This window comes from Ruegeria sp. YTSA135 (assembly GCF_059610165.1).
Genome location: NZ_JBXWNC010000020.1, coordinates 40,036 through 56,264 on the forward strand (window position 1 = coordinate 40,036; position 16,229 = coordinate 56,264).

18 protein-coding genes and 1 pseudogene are annotated in these 16,229 nt (G+C 60.6%); 4 read left to right on the forward strand and 15 right to left on the reverse strand.

Going from position 1 to position 16,229, the window contains the following annotated elements:
- The first annotated feature begins 39 nt into the window (after positions 1-39).
- Positions 40-579, forward strand: a complete 540-nt coding sequence (locus tag AC2FIT_RS19985; protein ID WP_496831844.1) for an IS110 family transposase — start codon at positions 40-42, stop codon at positions 577-579.
- A 76-nt stretch (positions 580-655) separates the two neighbouring features.
- Here AC2FIT_RS19985 and AC2FIT_RS19990 read toward each other — a convergent pair.
- The 12 genes and pseudogenes from AC2FIT_RS19990 to AC2FIT_RS20045 form a co-directional block, all read right to left on the reverse strand.
- Positions 656-1,117: pseudogene (locus AC2FIT_RS19990) on the reverse strand (alpha/beta hydrolase); the annotation flags it as partial.
- Positions 1,024-1,728: a hypothetical protein gene (locus AC2FIT_RS19995; RefSeq protein WP_496831846.1), complete on the reverse strand. Its 705-nt coding sequence runs from the start codon at positions 1,726-1,728 to the stop codon at positions 1,024-1,026. The gene AC2FIT_RS19995 and the pseudogene AC2FIT_RS19990, both read right to left, overlap by 94 nt.
- A gap of 48 nt (positions 1,729-1,776) precedes the next feature.
- Positions 1,777-2,145 carry a hypothetical protein gene (locus AC2FIT_RS20000; protein WP_496831848.1) on the reverse strand — a complete coding sequence of 123 codons (369 nt, stop codon included), beginning with the start codon at positions 2,143-2,145 and terminating at the stop codon, positions 1,777-1,779.
- The gene (locus AC2FIT_RS20005) at positions 2,142-2,750 is read right to left on the reverse strand and encodes a HupE/UreJ family protein (RefSeq protein WP_496831850.1); all 609 of its coding nucleotides are present in this window, start codon (positions 2,748-2,750) and stop codon (positions 2,142-2,144) included. The genes AC2FIT_RS20000 and AC2FIT_RS20005 overlap by 4 nt, the downstream gene beginning before the upstream one ends.
- Positions 2,747-3,766 carry a HupE/UreJ family protein gene (locus tag AC2FIT_RS20010; protein ID WP_496831852.1) on the reverse strand — a complete coding sequence of 340 codons (1,020 nt, stop codon included), beginning with the start codon at positions 3,764-3,766 and terminating at the stop codon, positions 2,747-2,749. The genes AC2FIT_RS20005 and AC2FIT_RS20010 overlap by 4 nt, the downstream gene beginning before the upstream one ends.
- Positions 3,763-4,596 carry a peptidyl-prolyl cis-trans isomerase gene (locus AC2FIT_RS20015; RefSeq protein WP_496831854.1) on the reverse strand — a complete coding sequence of 278 codons (834 nt, stop codon included), beginning with the start codon at positions 4,594-4,596 and terminating at the stop codon, positions 3,763-3,765. Before AC2FIT_RS20015 ends, AC2FIT_RS20010 begins: the two co-directional genes overlap by 4 nt.
- A gap of 31 nt (positions 4,597-4,627) precedes the next feature.
- Positions 4,628-5,206 carry a HupE/UreJ family protein gene (locus tag AC2FIT_RS20020; RefSeq protein WP_496831856.1) on the reverse strand — a complete coding sequence of 193 codons (579 nt, stop codon included), beginning with the start codon at positions 5,204-5,206 and terminating at the stop codon, positions 4,628-4,630.
- 49 nt (positions 5,207-5,255) lie between these two features.
- A complete protein-coding gene (locus AC2FIT_RS20025; RefSeq protein ID WP_496831858.1) occupies positions 5,256-7,163 on the reverse strand; it encodes a DUF3604 domain-containing protein in 1,908 nt (635 codons plus the stop codon).
- Positions 7,164-7,210: 47 nt separating this feature from the next.
- On the reverse strand, positions 7,211-7,342 hold the full coding sequence (locus AC2FIT_RS20030; RefSeq protein ID WP_496831859.1) for a hypothetical protein: 132 nt from the start codon (positions 7,340-7,342) through the stop codon (positions 7,211-7,213).
- Positions 7,343-7,381: 39 nt separating this feature from the next.
- Positions 7,382-7,762 (reverse strand): hypothetical protein, encoded by a 381-nt coding sequence (locus AC2FIT_RS20035; protein ID WP_496831861.1) that lies wholly within the window; start codon positions 7,760-7,762, stop codon positions 7,382-7,384.
- 44 nt (positions 7,763-7,806) lie between these two features.
- On the reverse strand, positions 7,807-8,013 hold the full coding sequence (locus tag AC2FIT_RS20040) for a YMGG-like glycine zipper-containing protein (protein ID WP_496831863.1): 207 nt from the start codon (positions 8,011-8,013) through the stop codon (positions 7,807-7,809).
- Positions 8,014-8,077: 64 nt separating this feature from the next.
- Positions 8,078-8,836: a hypothetical protein gene (locus tag AC2FIT_RS20045; RefSeq protein WP_496831865.1), complete on the reverse strand. Its 759-nt coding sequence runs from the start codon at positions 8,834-8,836 to the stop codon at positions 8,078-8,080.
- A gap of 70 nt (positions 8,837-8,906) precedes the next feature.
- Here AC2FIT_RS20045 and AC2FIT_RS20050 point away from each other — a divergent pair, with 70 nt between their 5' ends.
- Positions 8,907-9,923 (forward strand): AraC family transcriptional regulator, encoded by a 1,017-nt coding sequence (locus AC2FIT_RS20050; protein ID WP_496831867.1) that lies wholly within the window; start codon positions 8,907-8,909, stop codon positions 9,921-9,923.
- A 442-nt stretch (positions 9,924-10,365) separates the two neighbouring features.
- On the opposite strand, the gene AC2FIT_RS20055 is transcribed toward AC2FIT_RS20050, so the two are convergent.
- Positions 10,366-10,503: a hypothetical protein gene (locus AC2FIT_RS20055; protein WP_496831869.1), complete on the reverse strand. Its 138-nt coding sequence runs from the start codon at positions 10,501-10,503 to the stop codon at positions 10,366-10,368.
- A 163-nt stretch (positions 10,504-10,666) separates the two neighbouring features.
- On the opposite strand from AC2FIT_RS20055, the gene AC2FIT_RS20060 reads away from it, so the two are divergent.
- Positions 10,667-13,900 (forward strand): AAA family ATPase, encoded by a 3,234-nt coding sequence (locus AC2FIT_RS20060; protein ID WP_496831871.1) that lies wholly within the window; start codon positions 10,667-10,669, stop codon positions 13,898-13,900.
- Positions 13,901-14,048: 148 nt separating this feature from the next.
- Here AC2FIT_RS20060 and AC2FIT_RS20065 read toward each other — a convergent pair whose 3' ends face one another.
- Positions 14,049-14,423, reverse strand: coding sequence for a nuclear transport factor 2 family protein (locus AC2FIT_RS20065; protein WP_496831873.1), 375 nt, complete (start codon positions 14,421-14,423; stop codon positions 14,049-14,051).
- 405 nt (positions 14,424-14,828) lie between these two features.
- Positions 14,829-15,245 (reverse strand): MerR family transcriptional regulator, encoded by a 417-nt coding sequence (locus tag AC2FIT_RS20070; protein ID WP_496831874.1) that lies wholly within the window; start codon positions 15,243-15,245, stop codon positions 14,829-14,831.
- A gap of 74 nt (positions 15,246-15,319) precedes the next feature.
- Between AC2FIT_RS20070 and AC2FIT_RS20075 the strand changes: the two genes are divergently transcribed.
- Complete coding sequence (locus tag AC2FIT_RS20075) at positions 15,320-15,964, forward strand: cation efflux transmembrane domain-containing protein (RefSeq protein ID WP_496831876.1); 645 nt, start codon at positions 15,320-15,322, stop codon at positions 15,962-15,964.
- Positions 15,965-16,229: the final 265 nt, after the last annotated feature.

Below are 16,229 nucleotides of genomic sequence, written 5' to 3' on the forward strand. Positions count from 1 at the left end.
ATAGAGTTGCAGTGATTTCTGCGATCTGAGGAGAACAAGATGGATTACTTTGTTGGTTTGGACGTGTCGCTGCGGTCTGTGGCCGTCTGCGTGATTGATACCGATGGCAAGCACGTCTTCGAACGCGTTGTGGCGTGTGAGATTGAGGATATTGTCGGCTGCCTGCACGATGTGCCGACGGGGCAGTGCCGGATCGGGTTCGAGTCTGGCGCAATGAGCCAGCATCTCTACTTCGGTCTCCGAGGCGCTGGTTTTGATGTGGTGTGCATGGAAGCACGCCAGGTGAACGCAGCGCTGTCTGCAATGCGCAATAAGACCGATGGGACGGATGCCCGAGGGATCGCTCAGGTTCTGCGTTCGGGGTGGTTCAGCAAGGTCTTCATCAAGAGCCGGGAAGCACATGCGTACCGTGCGTTGCTGAGCAGCCGCAAGCCCACGCGATTGTCAGCTCTCTTCATAGGCCCGGTTCCAAAGACCTCAGAACGGCCGGGTAGTTCGGAGGAAATCGCCACACGAAATCCCTCTGTGGCCGCACGAGCCCGCGTTCCCCCGGTGCCTTGTCAGTCAGCAGTGATATAAAGAGATCGCTGCTCGCCCAGGGAGAGGATTGAAAATACCAGTGACCATTGCCAGTGTCCGCGGCCTCGGCCTCTGTTACGTCTACAATGTGCAGGTCAGAGAATTCCGCCAACCCTTTGACAAGCCCAGGGGGTAACGCATCCGGTTCGGCAGTCTGGCCAATCCGCTGCCTGCCGAAAACAAACTTTGAAATCGCCAGCGCGGAATCTGTTTGCGACTGGTAGAAGGTCAGATCTTCCACCACATCAAGCAAACCATCTTCGAGTGACTGCAAAACAAAGGAGGTGTCTAGATCGCTGCCGATCAAGATCAGATGCCCCAGTTTGGTTTTATTTTCAGCTTGCAAGGCAAGCTGGTAAGCGGCCTCAAAGGCAAGCCGAGTTCCAGCGCTGTATCCGATCAGGTGAATGCGGCGCACGCGCGTATTGTCTGACAGGTATTCGATCAGCGAGCGCAGGTTCCGCCTGGTGGACAAAACGGATCCCTGATCCCGGAAATACGCCAGCCGGCTTGGTGTTGCGGTCCAGTTGTAGCTGATGAAGGCGCCCTGGTAGCCCCAAGGAAATGCTGCAATTCCTTGGACACGAGCGTCGAGTAGTCGAAGTCCACATTGTAGCCATGCGTGTAAATGAAGATGTCTTTATTTTTGGATCGCGCAAGCTGAGCGTCAATTTGTGCAGTAAAGCTCTTACCCGCTGCATTCATCGCCTGTTTGGTGGGCGCATTTTCGAAGTATCGGCTCAGGCTGAAAGGCAGAATGCCGACTTCCGTCACCTCGGACAATTTCAGTGTATAACTACGCTCCCTTTCTCTTGCGAGGGTGATCCGGCTTATTTCGTCCCAAGTCTCAATGGGCGGATCAATCCCAACCCTTGCGGTACCAGCGCGCAGCATGTGCCCGCGTTCATTGTTGTAGTAGACTTGCGGATCTTCGGCCTCAGCCGGCATCCTGTCTGTGACGTAGAACAGTTTTGCCCGGTCGGAGACAGTTTCATGGGTGACGTTCGCGAATGGTGACACCTCAGTCTCCGCATAGACTGTTGGCGCGGGCATTAAATCGATTTCGTCATACACAGCCGGTCCACAAGCGGGGAGAAAGCCGAGGCTTGCTACCGTCGCAACGCGTAAAAACTTCAAAAACAACGTCATTTTCTCCTTTTGGCCGTTGAGGTGCGCCGATGGATCAACTGACGCAACTCATGGTCTGACGAGGGCCCCGCTCAGTCCGGGTGCTCTCGCAAGCCCGGCTTTACGCCGTAGCAAGCGCCGGGTGCCACTGTCGATCAATTGAGGCGGTCCGGACGCGATTGATTGGCCCTTCAGAACCTGAATGTCCGTGAAACGGAAGGGACCGCCTCGCGCCGGGCGAGCGGCAATCAGCGCGTCGCTGGACGCGATTTGCCGAGAAAGGGGGACTTCAGGGGGAAAGGTAGAGAAGTGGAAGCCAGAGGTATCAACGGCCTTCGGCGTCGAGACCGCCATGGCCAGAACTTCGAAGGTACGCAGCACCGACTCGACCAATCGCTTCCATGCTTTCGGGGTGACGATATTTCGTTTCCAACTCATGCGGAAAAAGCCACGATAAGGATACCGACCGCCGCGACCCAGGATCCGGCGATTTTCGGTACCAGTGGCGTGAGGCGTCGGCCCGCCGTTTCGAGACCGAACCATGCCAGCGTAGCGAGCGCAGCGATCCCGATTGCCGTGCCAAGAAAGGGCTGTAAGGAAGCTCCTTCGGCGGTGGCGCCGGGCGCCAACCCGGTCAGCACGCCCGTCGCGGTGACGAGCACGAGCGTCACAGGGAGCGGTGTCCACGTATCGGGCAGCACTGCCGACAGCCCCACGATCAAAACAGCGAGCGCGGCAATGATTGGCGGCGCCACCATGGGAACGCCGAAAACAAGAATGAGGGCCCCGAGCGTGGCAGCTCCGGCAAAGATGGGCAGAAGCTGCCGCGTAACGTTGAGCGGTCGGACGGCGAGGCATGCGGAGGTGCCCACCAGGAGCGCGGCTTGCAGCGGATCGGCCAACGGATGAAGCAGGTTTGCGTAGAACGGGCCCAGATCGCCAAAAGCGTCGTGTGCGTGTAGCGACGTCGGTAACAGACAGGCCACCATCGCGGCAGCCAGGACTACGCGGCCAGATCCGGTCTGGGGGCTTGCCGCAATCATACGAGGAATTCCGCCACCCGTTCAACCGTCCAGAAGGCCGCGAGCGTTCCTACGCCGTATGCGATGGCGCGCAGTCCGGCTGCACCCGGTGTCGCAAGGGCCTTCACAATAGCAGGATAAAGTCGGGCAAACGCCGCGCCAAGCGCCAGCACCACAGCAATGAAGAGCAACTGCCCGGCCTCGACGCCGAGATTGAAGGACAGGAGTGCCAGCGGCACGTCGCCCTCGGGCAAGCCTACCTCCAGAAGCGCGCGGGCAAAGCCAAGCCCGTGCAGCAGTCCGAAGGCGAAGGCGACGGCCCAAGGATACCGCTCGGAAAGCCGAAGTCGGTCGCCACGCTCGTGCAGCAACTCTGCCGCAAGGAAGGCGATGGAGAGCGCCACGATCGCCTCGACCGGCGGTGCGGGCACGACGATCCACCCAAGGCTCGCCGCGCCCAGCGATAATGAATGTGCAACTGTAAAGGACGTGATCGCCGCCAGCAGCCGCCGCCAGTCTCGGATCAGGAGCAGCAGCATCAACACGAACAGCAAATGATCGATACCCTTCAGGATGTGGTCGACGCCAAGCGCAAAGTATCCGGCGGCCATGCCGAGCGGCCCAGGCTCTGCCGGTACCGAAAAGGCAGGTGTCGCGGCGGTCAGGCGTGTTGCCTGCGGCGTGGCATTGGGCGACGTGGCGTAGCGCACGAGCACGTCGGTCCGCGTGCGCTCCAGCCCTTCAATGCGAATTTCGCCACCCGCGAGGCCGGTCTCACAGGTCGCGACCCAACCGGTCAAAAAGGCCCGCCCGTCAAAGGCGGGCGCGCCGCCGCGACGCGGGCTGCACGTTTCGGGCAGCACGGCATCAATTGCCATTGGCCGACCCTGTACCTGTGGCTTGCGCCAGGTCACCCGCCACTCAGAGGCTCCGTAAGGCATGACCTCCAGAAAGCCCGGTTCCAGAGCATGCGCTCGTGCCTCGGATGACAAAAGCGCGAAAAGCCCAAAAAATGCGAGTATGAGAAAGCGGATCATCGGCCAAGAACCTCTGCCGCATCAGGCGCCGTGATCTGGTATCGCGCGCGCATTGCCTCGAAACGCTCCTCGCGCAGTTCAGCTGTGAACGTTGTATACCAGTCCTGTAGCACGCGCTCGCGGATCGCATTTAGCGGCGGCAAACCGCCTTCCTGAAGCTCGGTCACCAAGACGAGATGGCGACCGAAGGGCGTTACCACGGGGCCCACCCATTCGCCAACTGGCAGTCCAGCCACCGCATCGAAAAAACCGGAGCCGAAGGTGCCATCAACCACCTGTCGCGGACTTGCGGGAAGACTGGCCGGCAGCAAGCTGGGCTGACCTATGTCCACAGGGTCGCCGCCGTCGTTCAGGCCGGCTCGGATTTCCATCACGGTCGAGTGGCTCGCCTTGTCGCCGAGCATGATCTGCTGGAACGCTACGCGCGGCTCTTTGGCAAACCTGTCTGGGTGCGCTGCAAGATGTGCTTCTAGCGTTGTGTCGTCCGGATCGACAGCTTTTGCCCCGGCTTCTGTCAGGAATTCCATCTTCAGCTGCAGTCTCTGCCGGACGACAGCATCGCCCTCGTCAAGGCCGAGAGTCGTCGCTTCGCGCACGTAGATTTCTTCGCGAATGTATTGCGCGATCATATGATCGAGTTCGTCTGGCGTCGGCGCGCGGCGCCACGTCGCCTCGAATTCGGCGGCAAGACGGCTGGCATCGTCGACCGTCACGATGACCTTCTGCTGGGACACAGGCACCGGCGTGTCGTCAAAGAGGGCGAACAGACCGAAGACGACCGCGCCGATCAGGAAAAAATGCACAAGCGGTTCGCGAAGAACCTCCTTCATCGCCGGCTCTCAGTATCGATCGTGGACATCTTCACGCGGCTCCGGTCAGAAAAGCGGCACCCACGGCGGCAACCAAGACGCCCGCCCCGCGCACCGCCCAGGCGCCCCTGGGACGCTCCCAGAGTAGGCCGATGGCGATACCCGCCAGGTGCAGAAGGCCCGTGGCAATGACGAAGCCGGCAGCATAGGCGATCGGATCGGCCGCACCGGGCAGTTCGGTGCCGTGCGCATGTCCATGAAACACCGCGAAGGCGCCCACGATCACGGCAGCGACCCACAACGGCGCCCGCACCGCGAAGGCGACGAGCAAGCCGAGCACGACACCTGACAGCGCGATCCCTGCCTCCACACCGGGCAACGGCACCCCGGCGATGCCGAGCGCGCCACCCAGTGCCATGACAACCGGGAACACGACCGGCAGTAGCCACAGCGCGGGCGCACCCAATACCGCGCCCCAAAGACCAACCGCCACCATGGCCACGACATGATCCCATCCGAACAAAGGATGCAGGAAACCGCTTGTGACCCCCCCGGCGGTCCCGTGCCCGGTGTGCGCCTGCACGGCGGTTGCGGCAAAAATCGCGATCACGATGCTCAGCAGTCTTATCATGTCACTTACCCAAAGTTGCTGCCCACATGTTAATATTTCGAACCAACGGTCATCCTTCGGGTGTGTACCAGATCGGCGAGGTATAGGCACGCTCCTGCTGCACCATCACCGCGTCGTCGGGCAGATCGATGTTGCCGTAGAACGCCTGGTCGTAGGCCAGCCACGACGGCGTCGGAATCTCCAGCACACGCACGTAGTAGTAAGCGCGCTGTGCCGGATCGAACTCGGGGTCCACCCAGAAGCCGCTGAGCGCCGCGGCACCGATGGTGTTGGTGAATTCGGCACCGTCCACGGTGCTGCCCACGGGGGGAACCTTGCCATCGGCGTCCGGTTCGCGGTCACCCGACCATGCGACGTCGAAGACCTTGGTCATCGGCTCGCCATTTTCGACCCAGCCCTTAACCATCTGGATACGGTCGAGGTTGGCGCCGTCGGCGTCACGCAACGCGCGGATCATGAAGGTCGGCGCGGCACCTTCGGGTCCGTCGAACATGTCGGCCCCCATCGGCACGCCACGCGCGTAGCCTTCGGCGGCGAAATCGGGGCGGTGCACCTCTTCGGCCTCGAAATCCCAGCCAGCAAAGACGCGCACGACCATGCGCGTTCCGGTGGTCGCATAGACCTCCTTGCGCTGGAAAGCATCCCAGATTTCGTCGCGCGTGTTCTCCCGCGCCCATGCGACGGCAAGGCCGGAGGCGAGGCTTTCGTAGTGCTTGATCGCGACCTCTTCGCCAAGGAACGCGGGCTGGATGATGTAATCCTCGTAGCGTTCCGCGCCGGTGCCCGGCTCGACGATGCTGGCCTTGCCGAAGGAGTTGTCCTCCCGCGTGGTGGCGAGCGAGGTGTGGCTGTCGGTCGAGCCGATCATGCCGAACTTGAACGGGTTGGCGCCAAGCTCTTCTTCGTAGGCCAGACCGCGCGCCAGCGCCTCACGGGCATATTCCCGCGGCAGCATGTCGGGTGTCTTGAGCTCCATGCCGAAATTGCCGCGATCCCACGTGTAGTAATCCGCGAACTCGTCGTTCGGCGACAGCATCGGGTGAGTCTCGCCGTCGCCCTTGATCTGCGTGACCTCGTAGATCGGCTCCCACCGCATCCGGCGCTCGGCATAGTCGATGTCGATGGGCTCTCCGTTCAGCCGCACGTCGTCGAACATCAGTCCGTTCGAGAGGTTTCCGTTGTGCGGGATCGCCAGAACTTGACCGCCGGTGTCATCCTCGTAGGCCTGCATCCAGTCCCACAGATCCTCCGGGTTGCTGCTGTCGTAGTTGGAGAACGGCACCAGATCCTCGACCCGGTCCGCATTGTCCCGGAACATCACCACCCGGTGCATGTTGTTGGCATCGGGCGATGACGACCATTCGAAGCCATGGAGCGATGTGAACACACCGGGCTCGTTAAACCTCTCGGCGCTGTCTACGATCCGGTTCCAGATCGTGCGTGTCAGATCATCGTTGGCAATGGGATCCTCGAGCGCGGCCATTGCCTCGCCCCATTTGACGTAGCCCGCGAAGAGATCGCCGCCGCTGACGATCTCGTACAGGTCCCGCCCCCAGCCGTTGGCGAGAAGATCGGGGTTGGCCTCGGCCAGCATCGGCGCAAGGCCGAGGTTCTCAGCATGGTCCGCGACCACGAGGAAATCGAGCGGGCGGATCAGTTGGGCATACTCCCCGGCCGAGGCGCGCACCTTCTCGCCGCGTGCAAAGCGGAACGCCTCGTCGGGTTTGAGCGTATTGCCGATCATGCCGGCATCCGTGGAATAGGAGGTGTGCAGATGCGTGTCGCCGAAAAACACCCGGTTCGGATAGGACTGATCGAGATAAGGCGAATAGTGCTTCTGCCCGATCGCCACATCCTCTTCGTCGATGGCCACGTCGCCGGTATAGGTCTGCGCCAGCGCGGTGCTGGCCCAGAGAAGTGCGGCTCCCGATCCGCAGAGTAAGATTGATTTCATCATATTCTCTTTCTCCTATTCAATTGACTGGTTCGGTACCGGGCGAAGATTCAGCTCCCGTCGAGGATTTCGGGGTCGGTCGGCAAGAGGCAGATGACATAGTTCCAGGCCTCCATGATCGGCAGACAGTCCACCCGGCCCTCCTCGCAGCCGCCGAGGATCGTCGAAATGATCAGAATCAAGCTTGCCAACTCGGATACACCGCAGGACAGCTTCTGATCTCAATCATATTGCTCCATCGTTTCCTTGATGGCGATATCCACCGCCCCTGCGAGCAACATGCCGGGGTCATCGTCGCACGCATCTTCGAGTTCCTCCACGAACTCTTCGCGTAATGCTCCGCTTTCCGCCGCTTCCGGTGCAGCGGCAAGAACGTCGATCTCCCGGTTGTAAAGGGAGACGAAAGCCATTTCCCGAACAATCTGGTTGATGGCTTCTTCATCGTCGGCGTAGGTCTCCAATATGCTCGCACAGCTGTGATGCATGTGCGGCATGGCGGAATCGATGGCTTCCTGAATGTCCACTTCCTCGGCCTGTGCGACTTCACAAACAGTGGACAATAACACGACTGCACAAATGGCAGTTCTAAAATTTCTGAACATATGGATTTCCTTTTTTATCCGCGAAACAGCGCTGACGTGCCGCTTCAATCCTTGACGGCGCCGGCAATGGCACCGACCACGGCGCCCGTGCGCGCGCCAGAGCTGCCGCCTACAAGCGCGCCCACACCTGCGCCGATAGCAGCACCGCCCAAGGTATTCTTGACCTGACGTTTGCCCGCTTCCGCTGGCGCTGCGAGCGCGAGACTTCCGACAACGGCTACCATCAGAACGGGTTTTATAAATCGTATCATATCACCTAGCTCCTTACTTTTGCTTCGAAATGCTTTGGGCACAGGGATGCATGCACGCCTCGCCTCAGAACTTGAATGTTGCCCCGATGACAGGCCCCGACTGGGCCACATCGAAAACGACGCCGGACTCTCTGTAGTCGACCTCCAGATGCCTCCAGCCGAAGCTCACGCCGAATCTGTCGTTGACTTGCCAGGTGGCCCCGGCCAGCACAGACCACTCACTATCTGCGCCAACGCCAAAGCCACCCACTTCCAGCGCACCGAAGAGTGTCCATTGATCAGAGAGCTGATAACGACCTGCAACCCCGAGCAGAGGATTGATCCAGTCCGCCTTTTCGGTCCGACTTGAGACACCGCCACCCACTCCCGTGAGTGTGAACTGGTTATCAAGCCACCACGCGCGCGCACCGAAATAGGCGTCGACGTGACCTTGCGATGTTTCCGAAAGCGTCCGGCCGACAGCGAACGCGAGCGTCGTCGTCTCACTGTCGATCGTTACATCGTCGAAAACCACGCCGCCAAGAGACTCGGTCGAGCTGGTGCGGACATAAGTCGTGTCGAGATAAATCACCCAGGGGCCGTTCCGAGCGCTGGCCATCAGCATTCCGGCGAAATCAAGATCGTCGAGAATGTCGCCAAAAGACAGATCAACGCTACCGGAGGGGAGCCCGGGTATCGTCCCTACGTCACCAGACAGGCCGGAGAGCCAAGCATATGGCGTTACACGAAACTCCCAATCGTCGGCCGACTGTGCGTACGCTGTGGCACCAGTGCCCTGCGTCATCAGCGCGAAAAAGATCAAATTTCTGATTTTAATACTCAAATCCCGCCCCCCAGCTGATTCTATAGAATGTTAAACTGGAAATCGGGATCATTTTGCGACAATCTTAAGTATGCGAATATCTTTGATAAACGTTGTCGAATTCGAACAGGTGATTCACCTGCTTGATGAAGTCGTGTCTCCCTCCGTGGTAAACCGGGCGCTGGCAGCGTCAGACATCTCGCGTCGGGTGCTCTGCGAAACGCAGGGCTTTATCCCGTACAGGCTGGAAGCGAGCGTTGTGGAACATGTGGCCCGTGTGATCGGTGACCCGTATCTGGGCGCCCGCGCCGCGCAGCAATTCGATTACACCGCCTATGAGGCCTATGCCCGCTACGTCATGGGGAGCAGGACGCTCGGCGCCGCTCTCATCCGCGGCAGCGAGACATTCGACCTGATCCAACCTGGCGGCAAGATCACTCTTGAGGAAAGGCGGGACCACCTGTTGGTCGGACGGGTTTCGAACTTGGGGTCGATGCTGGGGCGCCATCATCTCGACGATGGCGCACTGTTCATCGTCATTCGTGTGATACGGCATTTCCTCGGACCGGACTGGCTCCCGGACTGGGTCGAAACGACCGGCCGCGCCAGCGCGCGGACGCGCCACCTGGAGGACGCGATCGGGGCACCGGTGCACGGCGGGACCGACGTGCCATCCGTGGCCGTTCGCAAAAGCCATCTGGACGTACCCAACCCCCGTCTTCCGAGCGCGCAGGATACCGTGACACTCTGCGACCTGCCGGTGCTCATGGACGTAGACCCTCCGCGCACCACGGCGGAAACGGTGGAGCAGATCACACAGACCCAGATCGCGTTCGGTCGCGCGACCAAGGACGACGTCGCCAGCTACATGTCGGTGGGACCGCGGACCCTGGAAAGAGCACTTCAAAGCGAGGGAACGTCCTTTCGCGAGATAAAGGCGCGGATCATCGAAAGACGGGCGAGCGCGCTGCTGGCCGAAACTGATCTGGACGTGACGACAATCGCGTCCTCGCTCGGCTACAACGAACCAAAGAGTTTTCAGCGCGCATTTCGCAAACGTACAGGGCTCTGGCCTTCGGCCTATCGCGCCGCGCGGCGACGCGGCTGAGGCCCCGCAGAGGACGACATGCCCGGCAGTGCCCCAACCGGGAAGTCCGCGGCGAGCAGACGTCATGTCCCGGGGACAGGGTCCGCGTCGCCCTCATTTCGCGGCTGGCTTGCCAATTTCTTGCGGCGCGACCTGCGCAGGGCGGTAAAGCACCAAGTGGGTGTTGCCGGCGATTACGATACTGGCGTTGCGCAGAAAGCCGTCACAAGGGCTTGGAGATGCCTTGCTGTGTTAAGGCGAACCGGTAGAACTTTCCGCACGGGGAATGTCTGCTTCCGGCTTCCGGCTTAGCAATCTCGCACCCGCAGAGAATTTCTGGAACCCGCCCGTCCTTCCGCGTGGCTTTGCAGTTGCAGCGCAAACTGAGCGGGTGCCGCGAACGGCAGAAAGGTCCGCTTAGCAGCTGTTCACCCGAACTTGTCGAATGACCGCACCGAGCCCATCACGTCTCTAGCTGCGCTTCGTTCGAACTGGCGCAATGCGCGATCACCGGACATAGCCCGTCGCGGCGCGGTTCACCTTCGACGACTCCCCAAGTGCAGTGCTGCTGCGACGCAGCTTCGCCAATCCAGTCGTTCATTCGCCGTGCAGCGTGACCTCCAAGCTTACGACAGCGGTGCGGACAAAGTTGCCGTTGGCCAAGAAGTGCTCGATTTTCCTAGGGCGCGAGACCGCGCAATTCTCTCTTGATACAAATTGCGTGCCCCTGTGCTAGAGTTCTTTCGATCTACTCGAGGGTTTGAATGACCAGACAAATCGAGGAATTCCTATCGGCTCTCGGACTGTCGCAGCATGTGGCGGCGTTCGCCGAGAACGACGTGGACATCGATCTGCTCCCGACCCTGAATGACGCCGACCTGAGGGAATTGGGGGTCGTGAAACTCGGCCACCGCAAGCGCATCCTTGCCGCTGCCGAGGCCCTACTCAGCGAACAGCGTGCAACTGCGGAGACCGCGGCGCGGGTTCAGCAACGTCTCCTGACGCTGATGTTCGTCGATCTCGTCGGCTCGACCGCACTGTCGACGCAACTTGGCCTTGAAAGCTATCGAGAAACGATACGACACTTCCAGGGCACGGTCACCGAGAGTGTGGAGAGTTTCGGCGGCTACGTGGCGAAGTTCATGGGCGACGGGGTGTTGGTCTATTTTGGCTATCCACAGAGCCACGAGGACGACGCCGAGCGCGCCATCCGGGCCGGGCTGTCGTTGGTCGAACGATCGCAGGAACTGACAGTGCCTGGTCTTGAGGATCACCTTGATGTCCGCGTCGGGATCGAGACCGGTCCCGTGGTGGTCGGCGAGATCGTCGGCCAGGGGGCGGCACAGGAGCATGCGGCTCTGGGCTCAACACCGAACCTCGCGGCGCGGCTGCAGTCGGCAGCCGATCCGGGCACCGTTGTAGTTGGCCCTGTGAGCCGCCGCCTTTCGGATGGTGCAGCGGATTTCGAGAGCATGGGGCCACACGTCTTCAAGGGCTTCGAAGACCCGGTTCCCATCTGGCGTGTCGTAGGTCTTTCCGAGTTCCACGAACGATTGGAGCGCCGTCACGGCGAATTGGCGCCGTTGATCGGTCGGGACCACGAAATCGGCGCGCTGGGCGCCGCCCTATCGCGTATGCGGCTTGGCGCTGCCGCGACGGTCCATGTCATCGGCGAACCCGGAATCGGCAAGTCCCGCCTGATGCGGGAGTTCGTGACTCGGCATGGCGATGCGTTCACGCTACTGCTCGGTCAGTGCAGCCCTCATGGCGGGTCGACGGCGTTCCACCCGTTCATCGACTTGCTGCGGCGCTTTCGCGATACCGTCGAGGCCGAGGGCGGATCACTGGCAGATCGACTGGTGGATGCCGGACTTCACCAGGAGCGGCACGTTCCCTATCTTCGCCGGCTGGTCGAGACCGCGACAGCCGCCCCCAGCGTCGATCCGGACCTGATCGGCCCGCGCACCCGCGAAGCGCTGTCCGAACTGATCATTGCGCACGGGCGTCTGACACCGACCGTCCTCTTCGTGAATGACCTTCACTGGATCGACGAACGCTCGAGCACCGTCTTGGAAACGTTGGTACGCGATCTGCACCGGCGCGGCGTGCTGATCGTCGCGACCTTCCGACCCGAGTTCTCGGCGCCGTGGGCGGATGCGCCCGGCGTCGACGAATTGCTCCTCGAACCTTTGTCAAATGAACAGTCGATCCAGCTGTTTCGCGATCATCTGGCGGATGAGGAAATGCTGGCCGATCTGGCTCCGTATGTCGAGCGTGCTGGCGGCAATCCGTTGTTCCTGGAGGAAATCGCACGGAGCCTAGCCGGTGCGCGACGCGGTGGGTCCGCCGCGACGGGCCCCGGCATTCCTGACACCCTTGCGGGACTGCTAATGCAGCGTGTCGACGCGCTGCCACCGGATGCCCGGCGGGTCGTGGAGCGAGCATCAGTAATCGGGCGCCAATTCGACACACACCTTCTGGGCGACGAAGCCCAGCAACATCTGGCCGATCTAGTGGCAAGTGGAATTGTCCAATGCCTGGCAGGGGAGCCCGACCGGTTTCAGTTCCAACACGCGCTGGTTCAGCAGATTATCTACGAGAGCCTTATCTCCGAGGACCGCCGCCGACTGCATAGCGAGGTAGCGCGGCGCGTGGAGGACCTTTACGCAGAGCAGGAAGCGGAAGTCGCAGAGTTCCTGGCGCAACAGTTCGAGGCTGCTGGCAACGCGGTCGCAACGGCGTGGTATGCGTTCATGGCCGGTAACAAAGCGCTTGATCTGTTCGCTTTACGGGACGCGCAGGCCTGGTATCAGAAATGCCTCGACCTGGCCGGCCCAGATGGCGAGGTCGACGACACTCTCCTCTTGGCACGTGCGGCCGTGAACCAAACGCAGGTGTTGTGCTGGAATGGCGATTTTCCGGCAATGACGAGACTGGCACAAAGCCATCTTGCCGACGTCCAGACGCTGGGCGAGATCGAGGAGGTCTCGCGGCTGTTCGCGTGGATCGGTGAAGGCTACATGCATGCCGGCAAGTTTTCGCAGGCGCGGGACGCGCTGGATCGGGCGCACGCCATCGGCGAGACGCTGAGCGACGACAATTGTATCGGCTACGCAATGGGCTTGAGCCTGTGGCTGGACTCGATCGTGGGCGAGGGAGAGGCCTTCAACGAGTTGCCCGTACGAAGCGAAAAAGTCGAGGCGCTCAGCGAACACCTAAGGGATCGGTATCTCTTTACGCTGTCGTGTTACGCCCGATGGGCACATTCCACACAGGTTGGTCGGATCGGGACCGCGGCAGAGGAGGCACAACGGCTCCAGAAGATGGGTAGCCGGGACAGTTATCCCCCGGCCGAGTGCTGGGGCGAATGCCTGATGGCGTTGAGCCAGGCGGCGGCGGGAAATCACGGCGAAGCTTTAGTCGCCGCACAGCAGGGCATGTCGGCTGCCGCGAGCGGGTTTGACCGGCTGATGGCCAATCTGGCATTGGGGATGACGCTGATTGCGGCCGGCGAGCCCATGCAAGGTGTGGCGCGGCTGTCGACTGCGCCGTGGCGGAGCGAGCGGATCGGAGCCTTCTACTTCGCCTACGCAGGGGACGCCGCATACGGCCGGGGGCTGGTTCGCGCCGGGCGGGTTGAGGAAGGCACCGAGTGGCTGCGCGATGGCGTGCGCTGGTTCGACGCGTCCGGCAACCGCCGGGGCAAATGTCTCGCCATGCTGGGGATGCTGGAGGCCGCTTCTGAGGCGGGCGATGTACAGGAAGCCCGACTCTGGCACGAGCGGATCGGTGACGAGGCCGCGCGTGTAGGCATGCAGGGCCTGCAGGCAGAAGCCCATGCGATCGCCGCGGATCTGGCCGAACGGGCCGGAGACCTGGATGCCGCGGTCGCCACGAATGCCGCCGCGCGGGCGATCGCAGAGCCATTGGGGTGGCTGGCGCTGGAGCAGCAACTGAACGGGCAGGCACGGAGGCTAGAGACGAGGAGAGATGGCTGATGTAACACTGTCCTACAGCTCCGCTCGCCGTCCTGTGGCGGCATGCGCAATCCGACAGCCGTTCTTCCCATCTTCGAGGATTTCGACTGCGCGGGAGTGAGGGCCGATCGCGAAGATCAGGGTTGGTCGACAGGGACTCTGGCGTTGCTCAGAAAGCCGCCTTCCACTGTTCGGTGTCGACGAACCACCGCTCCTCGACGATCTTGTCGTCCGAATTGAAACGGAAAAGCACCGCACACTGCGAACCGTTCGGAATCTTGTCGGCCGTAAAGCGAAGAAGCGTGACGACCTCGTTCTCGCCAGTGCAGTAGGTCATTGACTTGATGTCAAAGCCGGGCGGAAGCGCCTGACCGACATTGTCGAGCGCGGATCGGAACGCCACTCGCCCCTCCAGAACATCGTCCTGGCCGGGGAGCACGAAGATCATGTCCTCGGCATAGTCACTTGCGAGCTTGTCCAGTTCGCCGGCAGCAAGTGCCGTCCAGCCGTTGCGGACGATTTCGGTTTGCGCAGTCTCGGTCATGATTCCCCCCAAGCAAGTTCAAATCAACGTAGCCCAGAATGGAAGGCTTTCTACGCCAGACTGGCAGCATCGTCAGATAAGATCAATGGTGGGAAGCATCCGCTTGCGAGCGGCGATCTGACTACGGCTTGTGCAGTTGGACAGTCCAGAAGTTGCAGTAGTTCGGTTCAGGCTGCCTCCCGTCATCCGAGTCTTTCAGTCGGTTGTTTCCTGCTTGAAAGGCCGCTTTCGACCCGTTCAACTGTTCTCGTTGGCACCCGCAGCAAACCATCAACCGCCGATTCAATCGATGTGCGACAAGGACGCAAAGCGCAGACTCCAGTCGTTCGCAAACGGAGGTCGACCGGCCGCAGTGTCCGCTAATCGGCCGTTCAAAATCAGTGAAAAGATGTCTGCTTTTGTGGGTCAGTGATCTCGACCACAAAGGTCATGGTCTGCAAGCGAAGCCAAGACGTAACAGTCTTGTGCCACACCCCGTCCGTCACATCCCTGTGCGATACGCTTCAATTCATATTCGAGAGCTTTGAGGCGTTTGATCTTTGCGCGTACTTCGGACAACTGACCTTCTGCGATTTCGGTGGCCGCTTCGCACGACCGATCCGGATGGTTCTGTAACTCAATCAAAGAAGAAATTGCTTCGATGGAGAAGCCGAGATCACGCGCGTGCCGGATAAAGCTCAGGCGCTCCAAACCCTCATTTGTGTAGCGCCGCTGGTTGCCTGCAGTCCGTTCCGGTGCGGCCAGTAGACCCATTTCTTCGTAATAGCGGATGGTGGGCACTTTGACCTTCGTCCGCTTCGAAAGCTCGCCTATCGAGAACATGTGAAAAACCTCTTGAACCTCTAGTCACTAGAGACACTACATTAGATCTGAGGCGATTCTGAAGAGGTTTTGAGATGGCAGGGTGCTGCGGCAACGAGGTGAAGTTCGACGGAATGTCGAACGAATACAAATGTCGGCTTTGGATCGTCATCGCGTTGAATGCGACGATGTTCGTGGTCGAGATGACCGCGGGACACTACGCGAAGTCTCAGGCACTTCAGGCCGACGCGCTCGACTTCCTTGGTGACGCACTGACCTATGGCATTTCCCTCGCTGTGATCGGCGCGTCTATCCGCGCTCGAACGAATGCCGCCTTGGCAAAGGGGGTCAGCCTCTTTTTTATGGGCGCGTGGGTGTTTGGGTCTACCTTCTACCGTGTTTTTTACGTGGGCGTTCCAGAGGCCGGAATTATGGGCATCATCGGCGCGTTGGCTCTCGCAACAAACCTTGCGAGCGTATTCTTGCTTGTTAGCTACAAGGATGGAGACGCCAACGTGCGATCAGTCTGGCTATGCTCGCGAAACGACGCCATCGGTAACGTAGCTGTGATGATTGCCGCTTTAGGCGTCTGGGGCACGGCAACAGGTTGGCCTGACCTAATAGTTGCTGCGATCATGGCAAGCCTCTTCTTGTCATCTTCGTGCCAGATCATTCGTCAGGCACTTGAGGAACGGCGCGAGGAAGCAGCGCATGAGCATGGAACAGCACGGACAAGCTGACATTCGCTGCGGAGGGCAAACTACACAGGTATGGGCTCGACTCGGTCATCTGAGTCATTTTCTCAGGTGACTGGTTTGGCCCGAGTAGCCGACATTCACAGTAAATTTTTCGAAATTCACCGGTGAACGGCGGCTTCCACCAAGAGCAGACGCTGGCGGAAAATGTCGCAATGTTCGGCTTCCCGTGAAGCTATGGGCCCGTGATCGGAGGTGGTCTCCGGCGTTGTCCTGACAGGGCATTTCCAGCAATCGCAGCAAGTAGGAC